This window comes from Pinibacter aurantiacus (assembly GCF_019130065.1).
Lineage (GTDB): Bacteria > Bacteroidota > Bacteroidia > Chitinophagales > Chitinophagaceae > Pinibacter > Pinibacter aurantiacus.
On record NZ_JAHSPG010000013.1, the window covers coordinates 431,681 to 448,600 of the forward strand.

Below are 16,920 nucleotides of genomic sequence, written 5' to 3' on the forward strand. Positions count from 1 at the left end.
ATGTTTATAATTTATAGTCACGAATACTTACCACTAAGACACTAAGGACACTAAGTTGCACTAAGGGTTTTCTTAGTGAGGCTTAGTGTCCTTAGTGCCTTAGTGGTAAATGAGGGTGTTGAACTCGAGCCTTCTTTTTCTTAATGCAATACGTCCGGATAAGCTTTTAATGGCAACAGCAGTTCTGTCAATAAGTGAATAGCATTCCACTCCGCGACACCGTCGGTGACTTGTTGAGAGTCTTTCAACAAGAGCAGGTGCAAAAGACTGTGTTGAAGATCATGCAAGGTTTCATTTGGCGAAGGGGTTGTAATCTCAATGACGAGTTTGTTGTCAAAAAATTTGACCATAAAAGTGTTTTTCAGATGAAAGAAAAAACCCGTGTTTAGGTGTCTGACGCACACAATTATGTAAAGCGTTCGGCAGCTTTCGCTGTTCCGCACCATGCACGGGCAATAATAAAAATAAACATTTCATAATTGTTTTTCAGAAATGTAAATGTAGCAGCCGTTCCAAACTAACTGTTATGGATTCGGTCATTTATCTTACTAAAAGCTAACAGCCGTCCAATTTGTGGTCTCGAATGCTTACCACTAAGACACTAAGGGCACTAAGCCTCACTAAGAAAACCCTTAGTGCAACTTAGTGCCCTTAGTGCCATAGTGGTAAATGAGAGAAATGCACTTTTGACTTTTACCTTTTGAATTTTGAATTTTCACTTTTGCCTTCATAATAAATTAACACTATTCAATTTTTGAAATACTGTTGCATTTTTCTAGCTTTGTGCCCAGATGCGCAAATCCTTCATAAGATTCATTACGATTTTAATGCTTTTGGTGTTTACCCAAAAGATGGGATTGCGTTTGTGGCTACACAACTGGTATCACACTGAGCTGGCAAATGAAAAGAAGGACCCTCTTTCTTCCAACGAAGACAAATCTTTCAAGTGCGATTGTATCGACGACTTTTTAATGCCGCTTGATGAAGCGCCTGTCTTTTCCCTGCATGTTCCCACACAGAAATTCACAACAATCTTCTCTGTTTATAATCCTCCCTTTTCATCTGCAGAAAAGCTATTCTGCTCGCTGAAAGGCCCGCCAATGGTATAGAAATCAGGAATTAGAAATTATGAATTAGAAATGACACAGTCTGTCCCTTTCCTAATTCATCATCCTTCATTCATAACTCCCTTGTGAAAACGCTCTCATGCTTCACACGCATTGGTGCATTTCACTAAATATCCATTTGGCATGAAATCAATTTTTATACGACTTATTATACTCTTTGTTTCTATACATACTTACCAGTTAATTTCTGCGCAGAATAAGACCAGCAAATCGCCGGGATCGTTATCCGGCAATATTTTTGAGAAGAAAACCAGCAGTCCTTTGCCTAAGGCAACAATCTATATTCCTGATCTTCAAATGGGAACTGTGGCAGATGATAGCGGACATTACTCCTTTAAAACACTTCCGCAAGGCACGTATCTCGTTGAGGTACACTATATAGGATATAAAGCCCAAACAAGAAACATAACTGTAAACGGCGCTATTCGCAAACAGGACTTTGCCTTAACTGACGAAGTGGTGGAAGAAGGAACGGTGGTGATCACCGGTACGTCGAAAGCCACGCAAATCAAACGTAGTCCCGTTCCCATCGTGGCGGTCAACCACACATACCTTACCACAAACCTGAGTTCAAATATTATAGATGCCATTGCGAAAGTGCCCGGTGTAACTGCGCTTACAACAGGACCTAATGTTTCCAAGCCTTTTATTCGCGGGTTGGGTTACAATAGAATTCTAACCTTGTTCGATGGTGTTCGGCAGGAAGGCCAGCAATGGGGCGATGAGCACGGCATTGAAGTGGACCAATATGGAGTTGACAGGATTGAAGTAATCAAAGGCCCGGCCAGCTTGAGTTATGGCTCCGATGCATTGGCAGGCGTCGTAAACCTCATTCCTACTCCTCAACCACAGGATGGCAAAATAAAAGGTGAAGTGCAGGCAGAATATCAAACCAACAATGGAATGTTTGGAGGAACGGCAATGCTTTCTGGCAATAAAAACGGTTTCGAATGGATGGGACGTGTTTCGCACAAAGAAGCCACCAACTACAGAAATAAGATTGACGGAAGGGTTTTTAATACAGGATTTAAAGAAACAGATGCGACCGTTGCAATGGGTCTGCATGGCAACTGGGGCTACACGCATTTGAACCTTTCTATGTTTGATGACCTGCAGGAAATTCCAGACGGCAGCAGAGACTCAACAACAGGAAAATTCACGAAACAAATTACCGAAGATGATGTGTACAGGCCGATCGTAAGTGATGATGAATTAAAGTCGTATGCTATCACTCCATTACATCAACATGTGCAACATTACAGGGGCTATCTTAACAACAATTTCATTTTGGGCAACAATGGCAGATTGGGCGTTAACCTTGGCTTTCAGCGCAGTGTAAGAAGAGAGTTCAGCCATCCTGAAGCGCCTTACCAGGACGTTGCTGGGTTGTACTTACAGATGAATACTTATTCGTACGATGTAAAATATTACCTGCCCGAAATAAATGGTTGGAACTTTACTACAGGAGTGAATGGAATGTACCAGGAAAATAATGTAACAAAAGGAACAGAGTTTGTGATTCCTTCTTATCATCAGTTTGATGTGGGACCTTTTGCTTTGATAAAGAAAACATTCGGTAGGCTGGACATTGCAGGCGGCGTGCGCTACGACAGCAGATCTTTTAACAACAGTGCATTGTACACCGGCATCGATCCTGTTTCTGGTTTTGAGAAACCTGTGTTTGGCGCAGATACGGTGGGCGCAGAAAATCCGTTTCACGATTACAAACATACGTACTCCGGCTTCTCAGGAAGCGTAGGTGCCACCTATAATGTTTCGGAAAAATTTGCATTGAAAGGAAATATTTCACGCGGTTATCGTGCACCAAACATTTCTGAAATTTCTGCCAATGGCGTTCACCCCGGAACGAATATTTATCAAGTGGGCAACGATGAGTTTAAACCGGAATTCTCTTTGCAGGAAGATCTTGGTCTCTCCTATACTTCAAAATATGTTATCATTAATTTCAGTGTGTTTAACAACACTATTTCCAATTACATTTTTAATCAGAAACTTGGTGCTACTGGTGGCGGAGACTCTCTTCTCAACGGCAACACTGTTTATAAATTTCAGCAGGGAAAAGCGAATTTATATGGCGGTGAATTGAGTGTTGACTTCCATCCGATAAAACCATTGCACTTCGAGAATAGTGTGTCTGTTGTGTATGGCGATAATAAAGATGTAAGTGGTGCCGTGAAGACTGACAGCAACAGATATCTTCCGTTCATCCCACCGTTACATGGCATTTCTGAATTGCGTTATGACTTTGATGCGAAGGCCCATCACATTGTTGACGGTTTCGCGAAAGTACAATTGGCTTACTATGCAAAACAGGACCGCGTTTATCTCACCGACAATACAGAAAGCGCTACACCTGGCTATGCCTTGGTTAATGCCGGTGTTGGTGCGGGTTTCACCAGCAAAAAAGGTAAAACAATGTTCAATGTATACCTGATGGCGAACAACATTTTTGACGTTGCCTATTGGGACCACTTGAACAGGCTGAAATACTTCCTGTACTCAGATACAGACACGAATCCAAACCACGGGATACGAAACATGGGAAGGAATTTTTCGCTTAAAATCAATGTACCGCTGGAGTGGAATAACTAATGCTTAACGCTAAACGCCTAACGCTTAAGGCGGTTAGCCTTGCGTTTAGCATTAGGCGTTTAGCGTTAAGCTATTATTGTTAAATTGTGTCATAATCAACTACCATGAACACCACTCCTACAACATTGTTCCTCGATATCGGCGGTGTGTTGCTTACCAACGGCTGGGACCGCAATGCACGCAAACAGGCTTCTCAACAATTCAACCTTGATCTGCCTGAGCTTGAAGAAAGGCATCACCTGACCTTTGATACATACGAGGAAGGAAAACTTTCGCTGGAAGAATATCTTACAAGAATTGTTTTCTACGAACCAAGATCATTTACAAGGGAAGCTTTTATCAATTTTATACAATCGCAATCGCAGCCTTATAACGAGATGATCGACATGATCTGTCAGCTCAAAAAGAAATACAATCTAAAGATCGCCGTTGTAAATAATGAGGGCAAAGAATTTAACGAGTTTAGAATAAGTAAATTCAAATTGAATTCTTTTGTCGATTTCTTTATCTCGTCTTGCTATGTGCACATGCGCAAACCCGATGCTGATATTTTTAAACTGGCGCTAAACATTGCACAGGTGGCTCCTGAGGAAGTACTTTATATCGAAGACAGACCTATGTTCGTTTCAGTGGCAGAAGGACTGGATATCAAAGGAATTGTGCACGAGGACCATAACACCACCAGGGAAGTATTGAAGGAATTTGGCCTGAGTTTGTGATAAGAGAAAGAACGCAGATTTTCATGATTGTCATGATTTGAAGGATTTGACATTTGAAATTTCAAATCAAAAAATCATTAAAAATCATGAAAATCTGTGTTCTTCCCTATGCTAACCGTATTACATTTTCACAAATCGTTTTACAATTAGATGTCCCTCCTGATTGCTAAACCCTGCATTGTAAACCCCGGAGGGAAGGTTTGACAGATTTATCTGATGAAGTCCCGGGGTCAGATTCAATGACATCACAACTCTTCCGTTCATGTCTACAATAACAGCTTTGATGTTTTTTTCTGCTACAATCTTCAGGTTATCGACGACCGCATTGTTCAAAATTCTTACTTGCTCGTCCACCTGAGATTTCTTGAACGAACGGATTTTAGAATAAGTGTAAAGCCCATCCACATCTACTTGTTTTAACCGATAATAATAGATTGGTAAAGACAATTTATTGTTGTCATAAAAATTATAGTAGCTGGTAGCAGACGAGTTGCCGTTGGCCACTACACGTCCAATTGGAACGAAATTGCTACCATCGGATGAGCGCTCAACTTCGAAATATGCTGTGTTAGTCTCCTGCAAGGTTGTCCAGTAAAGCCTCACCTGATTATTATTGGGCACTACAGAAAAATCGCCCCACTTTATGGGAAGTGTTGTCATCAACTTATCAATCCACACATTTGTCGGATCAATATGTGGTGCAGAATATGCCTGTGGAATATCATAAGAACTAAACTGTCCAAAAAAATTGTTGCTATAGTCGTTGGTACGAATCAGTGTATATCTCATCACAGGTGCCGTCGAGTGGTCATTTACATGCAGGACCGTGTTCCCCAAATTAAACGAGGACGCAGTGTTGAGAAACAACAAATCATTTCCAACACCTTCACCGCTATTATCTATAATATCCAGGTTTATGATGCTACCAGCCGCCAGCAAAGTTGAAGAACTTTCAATTCGAAGCGTGCCAACTTTATCAGGCCCAGCCGGAGAAATGACCCCACCATTTTGAAATTTGTTGTTAAATGTAACAGAGCCTGTACCAATAAAAGTTCCGTGATTAAAAAAGTCTGAATTAACAATTAAATCGGAAGAAGTAGTAACAGAAAAAGTTCCATCAGATGCGTTGGTAAACGTACCATGACTAATCATGTTGGCATTTCCCTGCATATCATCAACATTAAAATAACCATGATTGGTAATGCTTACTGCCGCTGATGTAAAACCAATAACCCCATCAATCCATGTAATATCCCCGTAGTTTATATTGTTTCCACTAAACTGAAATAAATTAGTATTGGGAGCGACAGCTATTATGAGACGGCCATTCTGTTCTACCATTATATTATTACCATTAGCCGGCAAATCTGCGGTAATGGTATGTCCTGAACGAATAGTGATTGATGGAGTTTCCAGATTTGGAGGTTCAGTAGCAGGTGACCAAATACCAGGAGCTTCTTCCAGCAGTTCCCAACTTGCAGGGTCCAACCAGTTACCGCTTGTTACCGACCGGTAGTCCCCAGCAGTTTGTGCAAAAAGAAAAGAGGGGCATAATAGCGTAAATGCGAAGATTTGCAGTAGCACTATTTTCTTGCGGCCTAGCGTTTTCAGCCTCTTAAAGAATGCAACATACGGCAGCTTAAGAATGCAGTCCTGGTCACTATAACGACTTTCTTCTCTTTGCATACTTTTCATAGATTATGGGATTAAAAGACTATGCAAAAGTATCACGGTGTTAAAAGACATATTTTAATATTATGTCAAGTAATCGTCGAAAACAGTCGTATCTCATTAAATGAATCACTGAAGCAACGACTCCGGCTTATTTCATAAATAAAATGTCTTTTTTATAAACCGTTTATAGATGTTAAATCCGCAGATAAATCATGAAAATCACTTAATTAGCAACAATTTTTCGCGGCTTTTTCTTCGGTGCAGCCACTACTTTTTCATTCTTTTCCGTCGCAGCTTTCTTGTCTTCTCTTAGTCCAAGAAAAATTGGATGTCGCAGAACACGATCCTGTGTCCATTCGGTGTAGGTTACTTCACACACTAGTTGAGGCTTTACCCATGTTACGGGCATGTTTGTTTTTGGAACGGTATCAAATGGTGGCTTCTTTGCCACCAGGGGCTGCAGTTTTTGGTGAAGATCCTTTAATGTTTTTTCTGTGAATCCGGAACCACTGTGGCCAATATATTCAAGTTTGTTCCCATTGTATTTTCCCAGGATAATTGCACCAAAATGTTTTCGGCTCTTGCGCGGCTCTGTAAAGCCACAAATGATCGCTTCGAGTTTTTGTGTGTTCTTTATCTTCAGCCAACTCTTGCTTCGGTGATCAACGTAATACTCGCTTTGCATGTCCTTTGCCATCACGCCTTCCAGACCTTTCTTTAAAGCTAGTTTGAAAAATGCTTTCCCGTCGCCAATGATATGGTCACTGAAAATAATCACATCGCTTTGCGGAACAAGATTTTGCAGAATTGTCTTGCGTTCGATAAGAGGCAATGCTGTAAGCAGCTTTCCGCTGTACCACAAAATATCAAACACGTAAAAGGCAAGTCTCGCCGTTTTGCCATTCTTTACAAAGCTCTGCAGGTTTTGAAAATCGGGCAAGCCTTCATCATTCAAAGCGACGATCTCGCCATCAATTACGGCATCACCTTGCCATTCGTCCTTCAGCGCATCAGCAATTGTGGCAAACTTTTGAGTAAATGAAAGATTGTTGCGTGATCGCAATTCCACTTTTCCTTTATTCATGTAAGCCAGCGCCCGATAGCCATCCCACTTTATTTCATACAACCAGTCTTTGTTATCAAATGCTTCTTCTACCCTTGTTGCCAGCATCGGTTTAATATCTTTTGGAAATGCCTGCTTTTTCCCTTTTTCAAGCATTTCATTTACCGAAGCATCGCCGATCACTTCTACATCTTCTTCAACATTTTTTTTAGCAGCTGTTTTTGTTGGGGCAGACTTCTTATCCGATGATTTTTTTGTGGCTGTTTTTTTGGTTGCTGCCGTCTTGTTTGAGTGCCAGATATTTTCGCTGGTAGCGGCTATCTTTTCTATTGTTTTATTGGAGATAACAGATTTGTCTTTCTCTGTAATGTCGGCTGTAGAAGCGTATTTGTCTTTATGTTTTATCAATAACCAGGTATTCTCTCCTTTGCCATACATTTTTACCAATGCATAACTACCCTTTAGTTTTTTTCCTTTTAAAGTGAATTTAATTGTACCGGCATTCAGTTGTTTGAGTAAGCTTTTCTCCTGGGACTTTTTATCGGCAGGAACATCCTCGTCTGGTAAATAAGTTCCCTGATCCCAAACGATGACTGTTCCTGCTCCATAGTTTCCTTTCGGTATAATACCTTCAAAATTGCGGTAATCGTAAGGGTGATCTTCCACCATCATCGCCAGTCGCTTCACCTCGGGATCGGTTGATGGCCCTTTCGGTACGGCCCAACTTTTTAAAACTCCATCCATTTCCAACCTGAAATCATAATGCAGATGGGACGCGTCATGCTTCTGAATTACAAAACGCAATTCACCTTTTTTCGCCCTCCCACCTTCCGGCTCCGGCGTTTGATTGAACGATCGCTTCTGTTTGTATTTGGCCAGACTCATAGCTTTTTTTTGAAAATGGCAAAAAAGCTGTGCCAGTGCTAAGTTGAGAGTTGAGAATGGAGAATTGAGAGTTCGTTCTAAACAGACAGTGCTCCTATTTTTTGCAAGAAACACCTATCTTAGAAGGTGTAAATTTCCTCAACTCTCAACTCTCAACTGACTTAATTCCTGTCTTCGTAAACTCAATTTTCCTCTGTTTATAAAGAGTGCCCGTAGTCATTTTGAAGGTCTTTTTGCTCATGCCAAAGAAGCTGTAGATTTCTTCGGGATCGGATTTGTCGTGGTAAGGGAGATAACCGTTGTTTTCCTGCAACAGGCGAAGTATTTTATCGCCCTCGTCTTCTACTCTTTTATAACCGGAAGTGCCGGCTGCTACGTCTATTTTGTTGTCCTCGCGAATCGCTTTGATAAAACCCTTAAAACTATCCCCCACGCGAATGTTGCGATATATCTCGTTGAAATGCAATACTCCGGTGTGTTTGTTATTGATAATCACCACATAACCGATGTCAGTGCGACGATAAACGATCAGCCTGACTTCCTCTTTTTCCTTTACTGTGAGGTCGTCATTACTCAGGAAGTATTCAATTTTTTCAGTGGCGGCTACCCGTCCTGTTTGTTCGTCAATATATATTTTCACGAGGTACTCACCCTCGGTGCGCATGCCGGATAATTGCTTTGAGGTGGGCACAAAAATATCTTTCATCAGCCCCCAATCAAGAAAAGCGCCCTGGCGGGTTACCGTAACAGCCTTCAGGAGCACAATGTCGCCCACCACGCCTTTAGGGTGCTGGGTTGTAGCGATCACACGGTTTTCAGAATCGTGGTAAACGAACACCTTTAGATCGTCGCCGATCTGTGTATTCTCGGGAACAAATCTTTTCGGTAGTAAAATGCCTTCATTACCATCGTCCAGGTAAACGCCAAAATCCACCATTCTAATAACTTTCAATGTGTTGTATTCGCCAATATTAACCATTGGGCAAAAGTAGACAAACAATTAGGAATTAAGAATTAGGAATTAGGAATTGTCTGGGATTCAAAGTCTGCCTTACTTATTTGAGAATTTGAAAATTCTTTCCCGGCAGGTTCCATTACGCTCCAATATTCGGTGAGCAAATAAAAAATTCAAAAAGACACACCCAAAGCATTTTCAAATCCTCAAATTTTCAAATTGAACGTCACTGTTTTAATTTTTTTAAAAAAAGTTCGAATTTCCTGTTACCCTTCTTGTTTTTCCTGCGACTAATTCCGCGTACTGGTCTTATACCATTGATCGTTAACCTTATTTCCTTAAAAGCAATCAAGTGTCATTAACTAAACAACCCGTTACTCGAGTATCATTGATCGTTAAACCTGATCTTTTTTTGTACCTGTTGACCATTAACCTATCCTTTTGAGCTTCTTCTTTCACCCCTTAACCCTGGTTGGGTACATTAACGTTAAACCTTGAGGGATATACCATTAACCATTAAACCTTATTCTTTTAATGGGAATCCCTCTTTTTCCTTTCGTCTATATTTGCATAATTACATCTTAATTATGCGTTACCTCTATTTGCTTTTGATCTCCTTTTTTGTTTTTTCCTGCTCACACAAATACAAAAATCCACACGTGGAAATTCAAACCGAACTGGGCGATATTGAACTGGAGTTGTACCCGGAACAGGCACCTAAGACAGTGGCTTCATTTTTATCACATATTGACTCCGGCTACTATAAAAGATGTTCTTTTTATCGCGTGTTAAACACCGACAACCAGTCTTCTGATGCGCCCAAGGCAGAACTTATCCAGGGAGGTATTTATAAAACGCCTTCGGCAAAATTTCATCCTGCTTTTGTTCCGCATGAAACTACGCAGCAAACACATATTCTGCATAAAGATGGTACCATTTCTATGGCCAGGAATGAGCCGGGAACTGCTACTTCGGAGTTCTTTATTTGCATCGGCGATCAACCGGGCTTTGATTATGGAGGAGCTAACAATGCCGATGGCCAGGGCTATTCAGCATTTGGGAAAGTAGTAAAAGGAATGGATGTAGTGAGAAAAGTTTACAACAGCAAAGAAGATAACACTTCGTTTGAACCACCAGTGATGATTATGAATATTGTGAGGCTGTAAGGCAAATTTGAAAATTTGAAAGTGTGGTAATTTGAAAATGCTCCATGTGCATCTCTCCATTCAAATTTATTCATCTTTCCATGCGATCGGAAAAGAATTCATAACGAAACATGCGCTCAAAGCATTTTCAAATTTTCAAATCTTCAAATTTTCAAATCAGGGGATTTTAGTGTCACCTCAACATCTCCAATACCTCTCCCTTTACGACTATCCCCAATCCCGGATTTTCGTTGTACAAGATTTTTCCATTGTCAAACGCTACGCCTGTTGCCGTATCTTCTTCCAGCAGCAGCGGACCATCCATGTCAATGTAATCCGCCAGTGGCGCAAGATGCGCAATGGCGGCGCTTCCAATACTTGTTTCATTCATGCTGCCAATCATTACTTTCATATCGAGCTTACGCGCATTTTCAATCATGCGCAGTGCAGGCGTAATGCCGGAGCATTTTGTAAGTTTTATGTTGATGCCGTGGAAATGTCCGGCACATTTTTGCACATCATGTTCTGAAACGCAGCTTTCATCGGCGATCAATGGCAAGGCAGATTTATCATACAACCATTTCATTCCTTCCCAATCATCTTTCGCCAACGGTTGCTCAATAAACTCCACATTCAAATCTTTGAAAGCATTTATTTTTTCCAATGCATCTTCCTTTGTCCACGCAGCATTTGCGTCAATGCGAAAAAGGGCATCTGTATGTTTTCTCAAAGCCTCAACTATCGCGATATCGTTATCTGTGCCCAATTTTATTTTATATACCGGCCATGGCTTGTCTTTCATCTTCTGCACCATCTTGTCAATATCATCAATACCAATGGTGTAGTCGGTTACAGGCGCTTTGGCAACATCTCCTTCCCACATTTTATACAGCGGCGCACCTCTCCATTTTCCATAAATATCCCAGGTTGCAATATCCAATGCGCATACGAGAAAATTATTTTGCGGCAGTAAATGATGTAAGTAGTGCCAGTATCTTCCAGGCTCTGTGAACGAAAATTTCTCTACGAACATTTTCTTTTGTTCGAGATCCGCGGACATTTTTTCGACCGGAATATTGTAGTATGCAATTGCCGGTGCTTCGCCATAACCTTTGATGCCATTGAAGTTCAGCTCGACAACAAGCGAAGGCTGATGCGTTTTTGTTCCTTTCGAAATGGTAAAGGGATGAACGAATTTGCTATTAAGCTGTGTGGATCGAACTTTCATGAGAATAAAATTTTACGTGAATAGTGAAACGTGAATGAAGGTCCCAGACAGTGCGCCACTCACGATTGACGATTCACGATTCACGCTTTACATCATACGCGATGAAGAAGTAATTATATGCTTTGTTGTACTGACCTATGAATTCATTTCTGTCAAATGGCGCTCTGCCTTTCAGGAAGTGATCAAGCGTGGAAACGGACAAGCCACACTCTTCAAACAGATCATACATCATTTCGGGAGTGGTGTTGTACAGATCAGCAGAACCCAATCCAAATTCGAAAAGAATGTATGGCTTGCAACGTTTGATCGTTTTAATGCCACCTTTCAAAACACCAAGCTCAGCTCCTTCCACATCAATTTTTATCAGATCTATATGAATATCGGCAGGAATAATATTATCCAGCATTTCAATTGTCACCTTGATCTGCTTTGTATGGTAATCTTCACCCTGAACAGTGCGCTCTTTCAAGCCACTGATGGCAGGTCTGTCTACAACGTAGGAGAACTCAGCTTCGCCTTTTGCGTCAGATAAAGCAAGATTGTACATCGCTACCTTTTTACCGTATTGTTTTTTGATTTTTTCAAACAGTGGCGGAATGGGTTCAAAAGCGAATCCTTTTCCATCCGGCGCCGCTTTGATCAATTCGCGAAGTATATGCCCCTTATGGGCACCGATATCGATAAAATTTGAGTTTCGGCTCAATACCTTATTAATGACTTTCGTGGTTTGAAAATCGTAAACATCAAAAGGACCGGTAAAAAATTTATCGGTAAAATTGTAAAGCCTGTATGCGCCTTTTTTTGCAGCCAATACTAATGCATCCGGAACGATTTTTCTTAACCTGATTTTCGCCATAATGCCCGAAGATAGGGAGACAATTTGAGAATTTGAAAATTTGAAAATTTGAAAATGGTTTATGTGTAACAGGCTTTTTTGTAGCAAATAACGAATGATCAATTGGTGAACAACAAAGCGTCCGGAAATCCAAAAGACATTCGCACACAATGCATTTTCAAATTTTCAAATCCTCAAATTTTCAAATTGATTTCTCCAGCACCACATATCCCCACTGCTCTATCACAATGGATTTTGTTTGATAGAAATCGTATGTAGTATTGGTGAAAATATCTTTAAAACTTCCGCGGATGTAAGGATGTGAGGTGGAAACAGTTACCGGATGTTCCGAAAGATTCAAAAATACCAGCACTTCTTCATCACCATTTTTCCGGAGGTAGGAGAATACATAACTGGCGGCATTTGTCTGGATCATGAACGAGGAAGAATCGACTGCACGTAAAGCTGCGCTTCGTTTCTTCAGTTCCAGTAAGGTTTTGTAGAAATCGTTCAATTCAAATGTACCCGTCCACTCAATCGGATCACGTTCAAAGAATGCAATCGTTTTGCGACTGGGTATTTCCTGCCCGGAATAAATAAACGGAATGCCATTCCACGTAAAACAAAGAACGGCAAAGGCTTTGGCAGCTTCTCCCATGCGATCATACTCGCTTCCGCTGTGAGAATTTTCATCGTGATTGCTGGTGAAATACGCCCTGAAAGCATGCGGCGGAAACATTTCGTTGTATGTTTTAAGAACGCCTTGCAGTCCATTTATGTCAATTGATTTTCTCCAGAAAGCCTCCATCGAGTGAAGAAATTTCCAGGTGTACGTGGCATCAAAAACTTCATGATATGCAATATCCTCGCATTCGGCGAACCAGAACAGTTTTTTCTGACCATCGCAGGCGGTTCTGGCTTCTTTCCAGAAATCAACCGGCACCAGCATGGCCATGTCGCAGCGAAAGGCGTCTATATCACATTCCCTGACCCAGAAAAGCATCATATCGATCATGGCCTTTCGAAGATCCGGATTGTCGTAGTTCAGGTCAATGACATCATCCCATCCATGTGCATCGAAGAATTCACCATCCAGATTTTTGCGATAGTATTCGGGATGCTCGCGGGTCCAGCGGTGATCCCAGCCCGTGTGGTTGGCCACGATATCGATCATCACTTTCATACCCAGCCCCTGCACTTCTTTGACCAATGCTTTAAAGTCTTCCATTGTACCAAATTCCGGATTAATGGAAGTGTAATCGCTACAGGCATAGTAACTGCCCAGCGATCCTTTTCTTTTGGCGAAACTTATGGGCGTAACCGGCATAAAGTATAGCAATTCCACGCCCATGCTCCTTAAACGCGGCAAATGCGCCTTAAAAGCATTGAAAGTGCCTTCGGGAGTATATTGCCGGAAATTCACCTCGTATATATTCGTCGAATGTATCCATGAAACGGGCTGAAAGATTCTATCCATGCAATAAAAATAGGAATTTTTCAGAGTTGAGAGTGGAGAATGGAGAGTTGAGAGTTAATTTGAAATTTGAGATTTGAAATTCAAATTTCAGCTCAATATCAAACATTTGCCTATGTCGAATTGTCGCCCCAACTTTCAATTTTCGATTTTCAATTCTCCACTCTCCACTCTCAACTCTCCACTATTTCTTACTTTTGCCCCATGAAGCAGTTCAACGTTCCAAACATATACCGTAGCCCGCTCATTACCGCTATCAAAAACAGGCGTAAGCAGGATGACAAATTGAAAAAGGATTTCACGCCTACACTGCTGGATCTCGGCTCTCTACACATTTATCTTGCGCGACATTTCGGGTTTTGTTATGGTGTGGAAAATGCCATTGAAATTGCTTTTACAACGGTTGATGAAAATCCCGGAAAGAGAATTTTTCTATTGAGTGAAATGATCCACAATCCGCAGGTAAACGCGGATTTGCAGGAACGCGGAATTAAGTTTTTGCAGGACACCTACGGTAAACAGATCATTCCTTTTGAAGACTTGACGGCAGATGACATCGTTTTGATTCCCGCGTTTGGAACGACGCTGGACATTGAAGAAAAATTGAATAAGATCGGTATCCACACCGAAAAATATAATACCACTTGTCCGTTCGTGGAGAAGGTTTGGAACCGCAGCGAGCAGATCGCTAAAAAAAGCTACTCGATCGTTGTGCACGGAAAACCAAAACACGAAGAAACAAGGGCTACTTTTTCACATGCAGCTTCATACACACCAACAGTGATCGTGAACGACATGCAGGAAACAATTGATCTTGCGAAATACATTACAGGAGAAAAATCGGCTGATGAATTTTACCAGGCTTTTAAAGGCAGGTACAGTGAGGGGTTTGACATTACAAAGGACCTGCAGCGGTTTGGTGTGGTTAACCAAACCACCCAACTGGCAACTGATACACAAGCCATCGCCGAGTATTTGAAAAAGGTAATGCAGGAACATTATCAGTTAAATGATACAAACATCGGTGAGCGTTTTGCCGATACGAGAGATACACTTTGCTATGCTACCAACGACAATCAAACGGCTGTCACAGGTATGCTTTCAACACCCGCGGATATTGCAGTGGTAGTAGGCGGCTACAACTCTTCCAACACAACGCACCTCGTTGAGTTATGCGAAGAAAAACTACCCACCTATTTTGTAAACAGCGATGAGAAAATTCTTTCACCGAAAGAAATATTGCACTACAATTTTCATACAAAACAAGAACTTCTTTCTCACGATTATTTACCCGCAAAAGAACCATTGAAGGTTTTAGTTACCAGTGGTGCATCCTGCCCGGACGCCCTTGTAGAAAAAGTGATTAGAAGACTGGCGGGGTTTTATGGAGTGGAGAGCAAGGTGGATGAACTGGCGAATAATTGAAAATTGAAAGTTGAAAGTTGAAAATTAGAAGGTCAAAAACTGCGTTCCATTTTCAACTTTCAATTTTCAATTCCCTAAAGGTTTTCCTTCAAATACTTCTCCAGCTGCTTATCATCCGGATTCATTTCAATCAGCACTCCTTCTTTGTTCATTAAAAAGGAAGTCGGAATTCTTTGGATATACCACGCGTTTGCCACTTTGCCGTCGTTGCTGTTGCTTTCGTTTACCTGTACCCAGTTTATTTTGTCGTATTTAATGGCTTTTTTCCAGGCATCTTTACTATCGTCTACACTAATGCCGTATATTTCAAACCCTTTGTCTTTGTACTTTTCATACAGCTTTACCAGATGTTTATTCGACTGGCGACAAGGGCCGCACCAGGATGCCCAGAAGTCTATCAGCACTATTTTTCCTTTTAATGAGGACAAGGAAACATTGTTGCCGTTTACATCCGGCAAAGAGATTTCCGGTGCCGGTTTCCCCTGCCTGGGCTGCGCATGGGAGACAACGCCGGCAAGTATTAATATAATAATGAACAGGAACTTACTTTTCATAGTATCGATTTGAGCGCCACGGCGCCAAGAAGGTAACGTAAAAAGCGGGAAACTATTGCCGCATTTTTCATGTTGCAAGAGCCTCCCGCCTGTTTATTGTTAAAACAAATTAGTGTTTGCAGCAAGTAGTACTGTCTGTGCAGCCTTTCGCGCCGTCTTTTCCTTTGCAGCAGTCTTTGTCTGTGCAATCCTTCATGTCTTTGCAGCAGTTTGCGTCGCTGCAACATTTAGCTGCATTTTCAGTAGTCGTTGTCATCGTCTTTCTTTCGTACTGGCAGCAGGTGTGCAATTTTTTATAGGCTTCATCACTGGCTGTGAAATTCTTCGTATCGTAACCAGCTGCAGCGATTGATTTCTCAATGCCTTTGAGATCGGTTTGTTTCGCGTCGTAGGAAACTGTCAAAATCTTGGATTCCACATTCCAATCTGCGGAAGCGGCACCTGCTTGTTTAGCTGCCTTTTCGATTGTTTTTTTACACATTCCACATTCACCCCACACTTTTACTGTTTGCTTTTGTGTTTGCGCAAATGAAGTAACCGAAATAAATAAGAATGCGATAAATGAAAATAATTGAAGCGTTTTCATGATAATATTTTTTGTACCGCGGTGCGGCATTGTTGATTTTTTGATGGCGATGTTTCGGCTTACAAATTTGCCGTGCATCTTTTATTCACACTAAAAATAATGATTAAATTGAAACGACGGCATAAGTGCCATCAGGTTACGAAACGTAACGGGGAGCAAGTATTAAATTCTGAAAACGCTGTTGAGCACACATTTAGAAACGCCACATATTAGAGGTGGCGCATGTGATTTGTATGCATAATTTTTGTCGCTGATCGCCGGTGCGTAATAATCAAACTGCCACGTATGATACGGCAAAATTGCAACCGGAACGTTTATTTCAAAATTAAGGGAAACTTGTTTGTGAGCATCTTGAAGCTTTATCACCTTCACTTCATCCTTACAGCATTTGTTCTTGCCATTCTCCATACCACATTTGCTGCAGGTTTTGGCGTGTTCATGTTTTGCAATGGCAAACTCAGAGAAAGCCAGTTTCCCCATGCAATAATGCATTTCAAGCACCAGGCCACTAGTGATCGCCAGGTAAAGAAACGCCAATGCTATGGTGAATAATTTCTTCATGAAGTCATACAAAAATAAGCGAGAAGAGGCTACTTCAGAATGATTTTGGAGGGATAGGCGAAAAATTAACAAAATG

At 41.3% G+C, this 16,920-nt stretch carries 15 protein-coding genes; 5 read left to right on the plus strand and 10 right to left on the minus strand.

The features are described from left to right. Positions 1 to 140: 140 nt before the first annotated feature. Positions 141 to 350, minus strand: a complete 210-nt coding sequence (locus tag KTO63_RS17510) for a hypothetical protein (RefSeq protein WP_217792763.1) — start codon at positions 348 to 350, stop codon at positions 141 to 143. A 441-nt stretch (positions 351 to 791) separates the two neighbouring features. Here KTO63_RS17510 and KTO63_RS17515 point away from each other — a divergent pair, with 441 nt between their 5' ends. From KTO63_RS17515 to KTO63_RS17525, 3 genes are all read left to right on the plus strand, one after another. Next, on the plus strand, positions 792 to 1,109 hold the full coding sequence (locus tag KTO63_RS17515; protein ID WP_217792765.1) for a hypothetical protein: 318 nt from the start codon (positions 792 to 794) through the stop codon (positions 1,107 to 1,109). A 141-nt stretch (positions 1,110 to 1,250) separates the two neighbouring features. Then, entirely contained in the window at positions 1,251 to 3,740 is a 2,490-nt protein-coding gene (locus KTO63_RS17520) for a TonB-dependent receptor (protein WP_217792767.1), read from the plus strand. Positions 3,741 to 3,844: 104 nt separating this feature from the next. Then, positions 3,845 to 4,459: an HAD family hydrolase gene (locus KTO63_RS17525; protein WP_217792768.1), complete on the plus strand. Its 615-nt coding sequence runs from the start codon at positions 3,845 to 3,847 to the stop codon at positions 4,457 to 4,459. A 120-nt stretch (positions 4,460 to 4,579) separates the two neighbouring features. On the opposite strand, the gene KTO63_RS17530 is transcribed toward KTO63_RS17525, so the two are convergent. The 3 genes from KTO63_RS17530 to KTO63_RS17540 form a co-directional block, all read right to left on the minus strand. Next, positions 4,580 to 6,154 (minus strand): T9SS type A sorting domain-containing protein, encoded by a 1,575-nt coding sequence (locus tag KTO63_RS17530; protein WP_217792769.1) that lies wholly within the window; start codon positions 6,152 to 6,154, stop codon positions 4,580 to 4,582. A 202-nt stretch (positions 6,155 to 6,356) separates the two neighbouring features. Further along, complete coding sequence (ligD, locus tag KTO63_RS17535; RefSeq protein WP_217792770.1) at positions 6,357 to 8,081, minus strand: non-homologous end-joining DNA ligase; 1,725 nt, start codon at positions 8,079 to 8,081, stop codon at positions 6,357 to 6,359. 145 nt (positions 8,082 to 8,226) lie between these two features. Beyond that, positions 8,227 to 9,060: a CvfB family protein gene (locus tag KTO63_RS17540; RefSeq protein WP_217792772.1), complete on the minus strand. Its 834-nt coding sequence runs from the start codon at positions 9,058 to 9,060 to the stop codon at positions 8,227 to 8,229. 635 nt (positions 9,061 to 9,695) lie between these two features. On the opposite strand from KTO63_RS17540, the gene KTO63_RS17545 reads away from it, so the two are divergent. After that, the gene (locus KTO63_RS17545) at positions 9,696 to 10,202 is read left to right on the plus strand and encodes a peptidylprolyl isomerase (protein ID WP_317195782.1); all 507 of its coding nucleotides are present in this window, start codon (positions 9,696 to 9,698) and stop codon (positions 10,200 to 10,202) included. 172 nt (positions 10,203 to 10,374) lie between these two features. On the opposite strand, the gene KTO63_RS17550 is transcribed toward KTO63_RS17545, so the two are convergent. The 3 genes from KTO63_RS17550 to KTO63_RS17560 all read right to left on the minus strand — a co-directional run bounded on the left by KTO63_RS17550 (position 10,375) and on the right by KTO63_RS17560 (position 13,721). Then, complete coding sequence (locus KTO63_RS17550; protein ID WP_217792776.1) at positions 10,375 to 11,409, minus strand: dipeptide epimerase; 1,035 nt, start codon at positions 11,407 to 11,409, stop codon at positions 10,375 to 10,377. A 73-nt stretch (positions 11,410 to 11,482) separates the two neighbouring features. After that, the gene (locus KTO63_RS17555; protein WP_217792778.1) at positions 11,483 to 12,265 is read right to left on the minus strand and encodes an FkbM family methyltransferase; all 783 of its coding nucleotides are present in this window, start codon (positions 12,263 to 12,265) and stop codon (positions 11,483 to 11,485) included. 181 nt (positions 12,266 to 12,446) lie between these two features. Then, complete coding sequence (locus KTO63_RS17560) at positions 12,447 to 13,721, minus strand: alpha-amylase family glycosyl hydrolase (protein ID WP_217792780.1); 1,275 nt, start codon at positions 13,719 to 13,721, stop codon at positions 12,447 to 12,449. Between the two features lie 201 nt (positions 13,722 to 13,922). On the opposite strand from KTO63_RS17560, the gene KTO63_RS17565 reads away from it, so the two are divergent. Beyond that, complete coding sequence (locus tag KTO63_RS17565) at positions 13,923 to 15,143, plus strand: 4-hydroxy-3-methylbut-2-enyl diphosphate reductase (RefSeq protein ID WP_217792782.1); 1,221 nt, start codon at positions 13,923 to 13,925, stop codon at positions 15,141 to 15,143. Between the two features lie 74 nt (positions 15,144 to 15,217). Here KTO63_RS17565 and KTO63_RS17570 read toward each other — a convergent pair whose 3' ends face one another. The 3 genes from KTO63_RS17570 to KTO63_RS17580 all read right to left on the minus strand — a co-directional run bounded on the left by KTO63_RS17570 (position 15,218) and on the right by KTO63_RS17580 (position 16,844). Further along, positions 15,218 to 15,697, minus strand: a complete 480-nt coding sequence (locus tag KTO63_RS17570; protein ID WP_217792783.1) for a TlpA family protein disulfide reductase — start codon at positions 15,695 to 15,697, stop codon at positions 15,218 to 15,220. Between the two features lie 109 nt (positions 15,698 to 15,806). Next, the gene (locus tag KTO63_RS17575) at positions 15,807 to 16,283 is read right to left on the minus strand and encodes a heavy-metal-associated domain-containing protein (RefSeq protein ID WP_217792787.1); all 477 of its coding nucleotides are present in this window, start codon (positions 16,281 to 16,283) and stop codon (positions 15,807 to 15,809) included. Between the two features lie 162 nt (positions 16,284 to 16,445). After that, the gene (locus tag KTO63_RS17580) at positions 16,446 to 16,844 is read right to left on the minus strand and encodes an HYC_CC_PP family protein (protein WP_217792789.1); all 399 of its coding nucleotides are present in this window, start codon (positions 16,842 to 16,844) and stop codon (positions 16,446 to 16,448) included. Between the last annotated feature and the right edge of the window lie 76 nt (positions 16,845 to 16,920).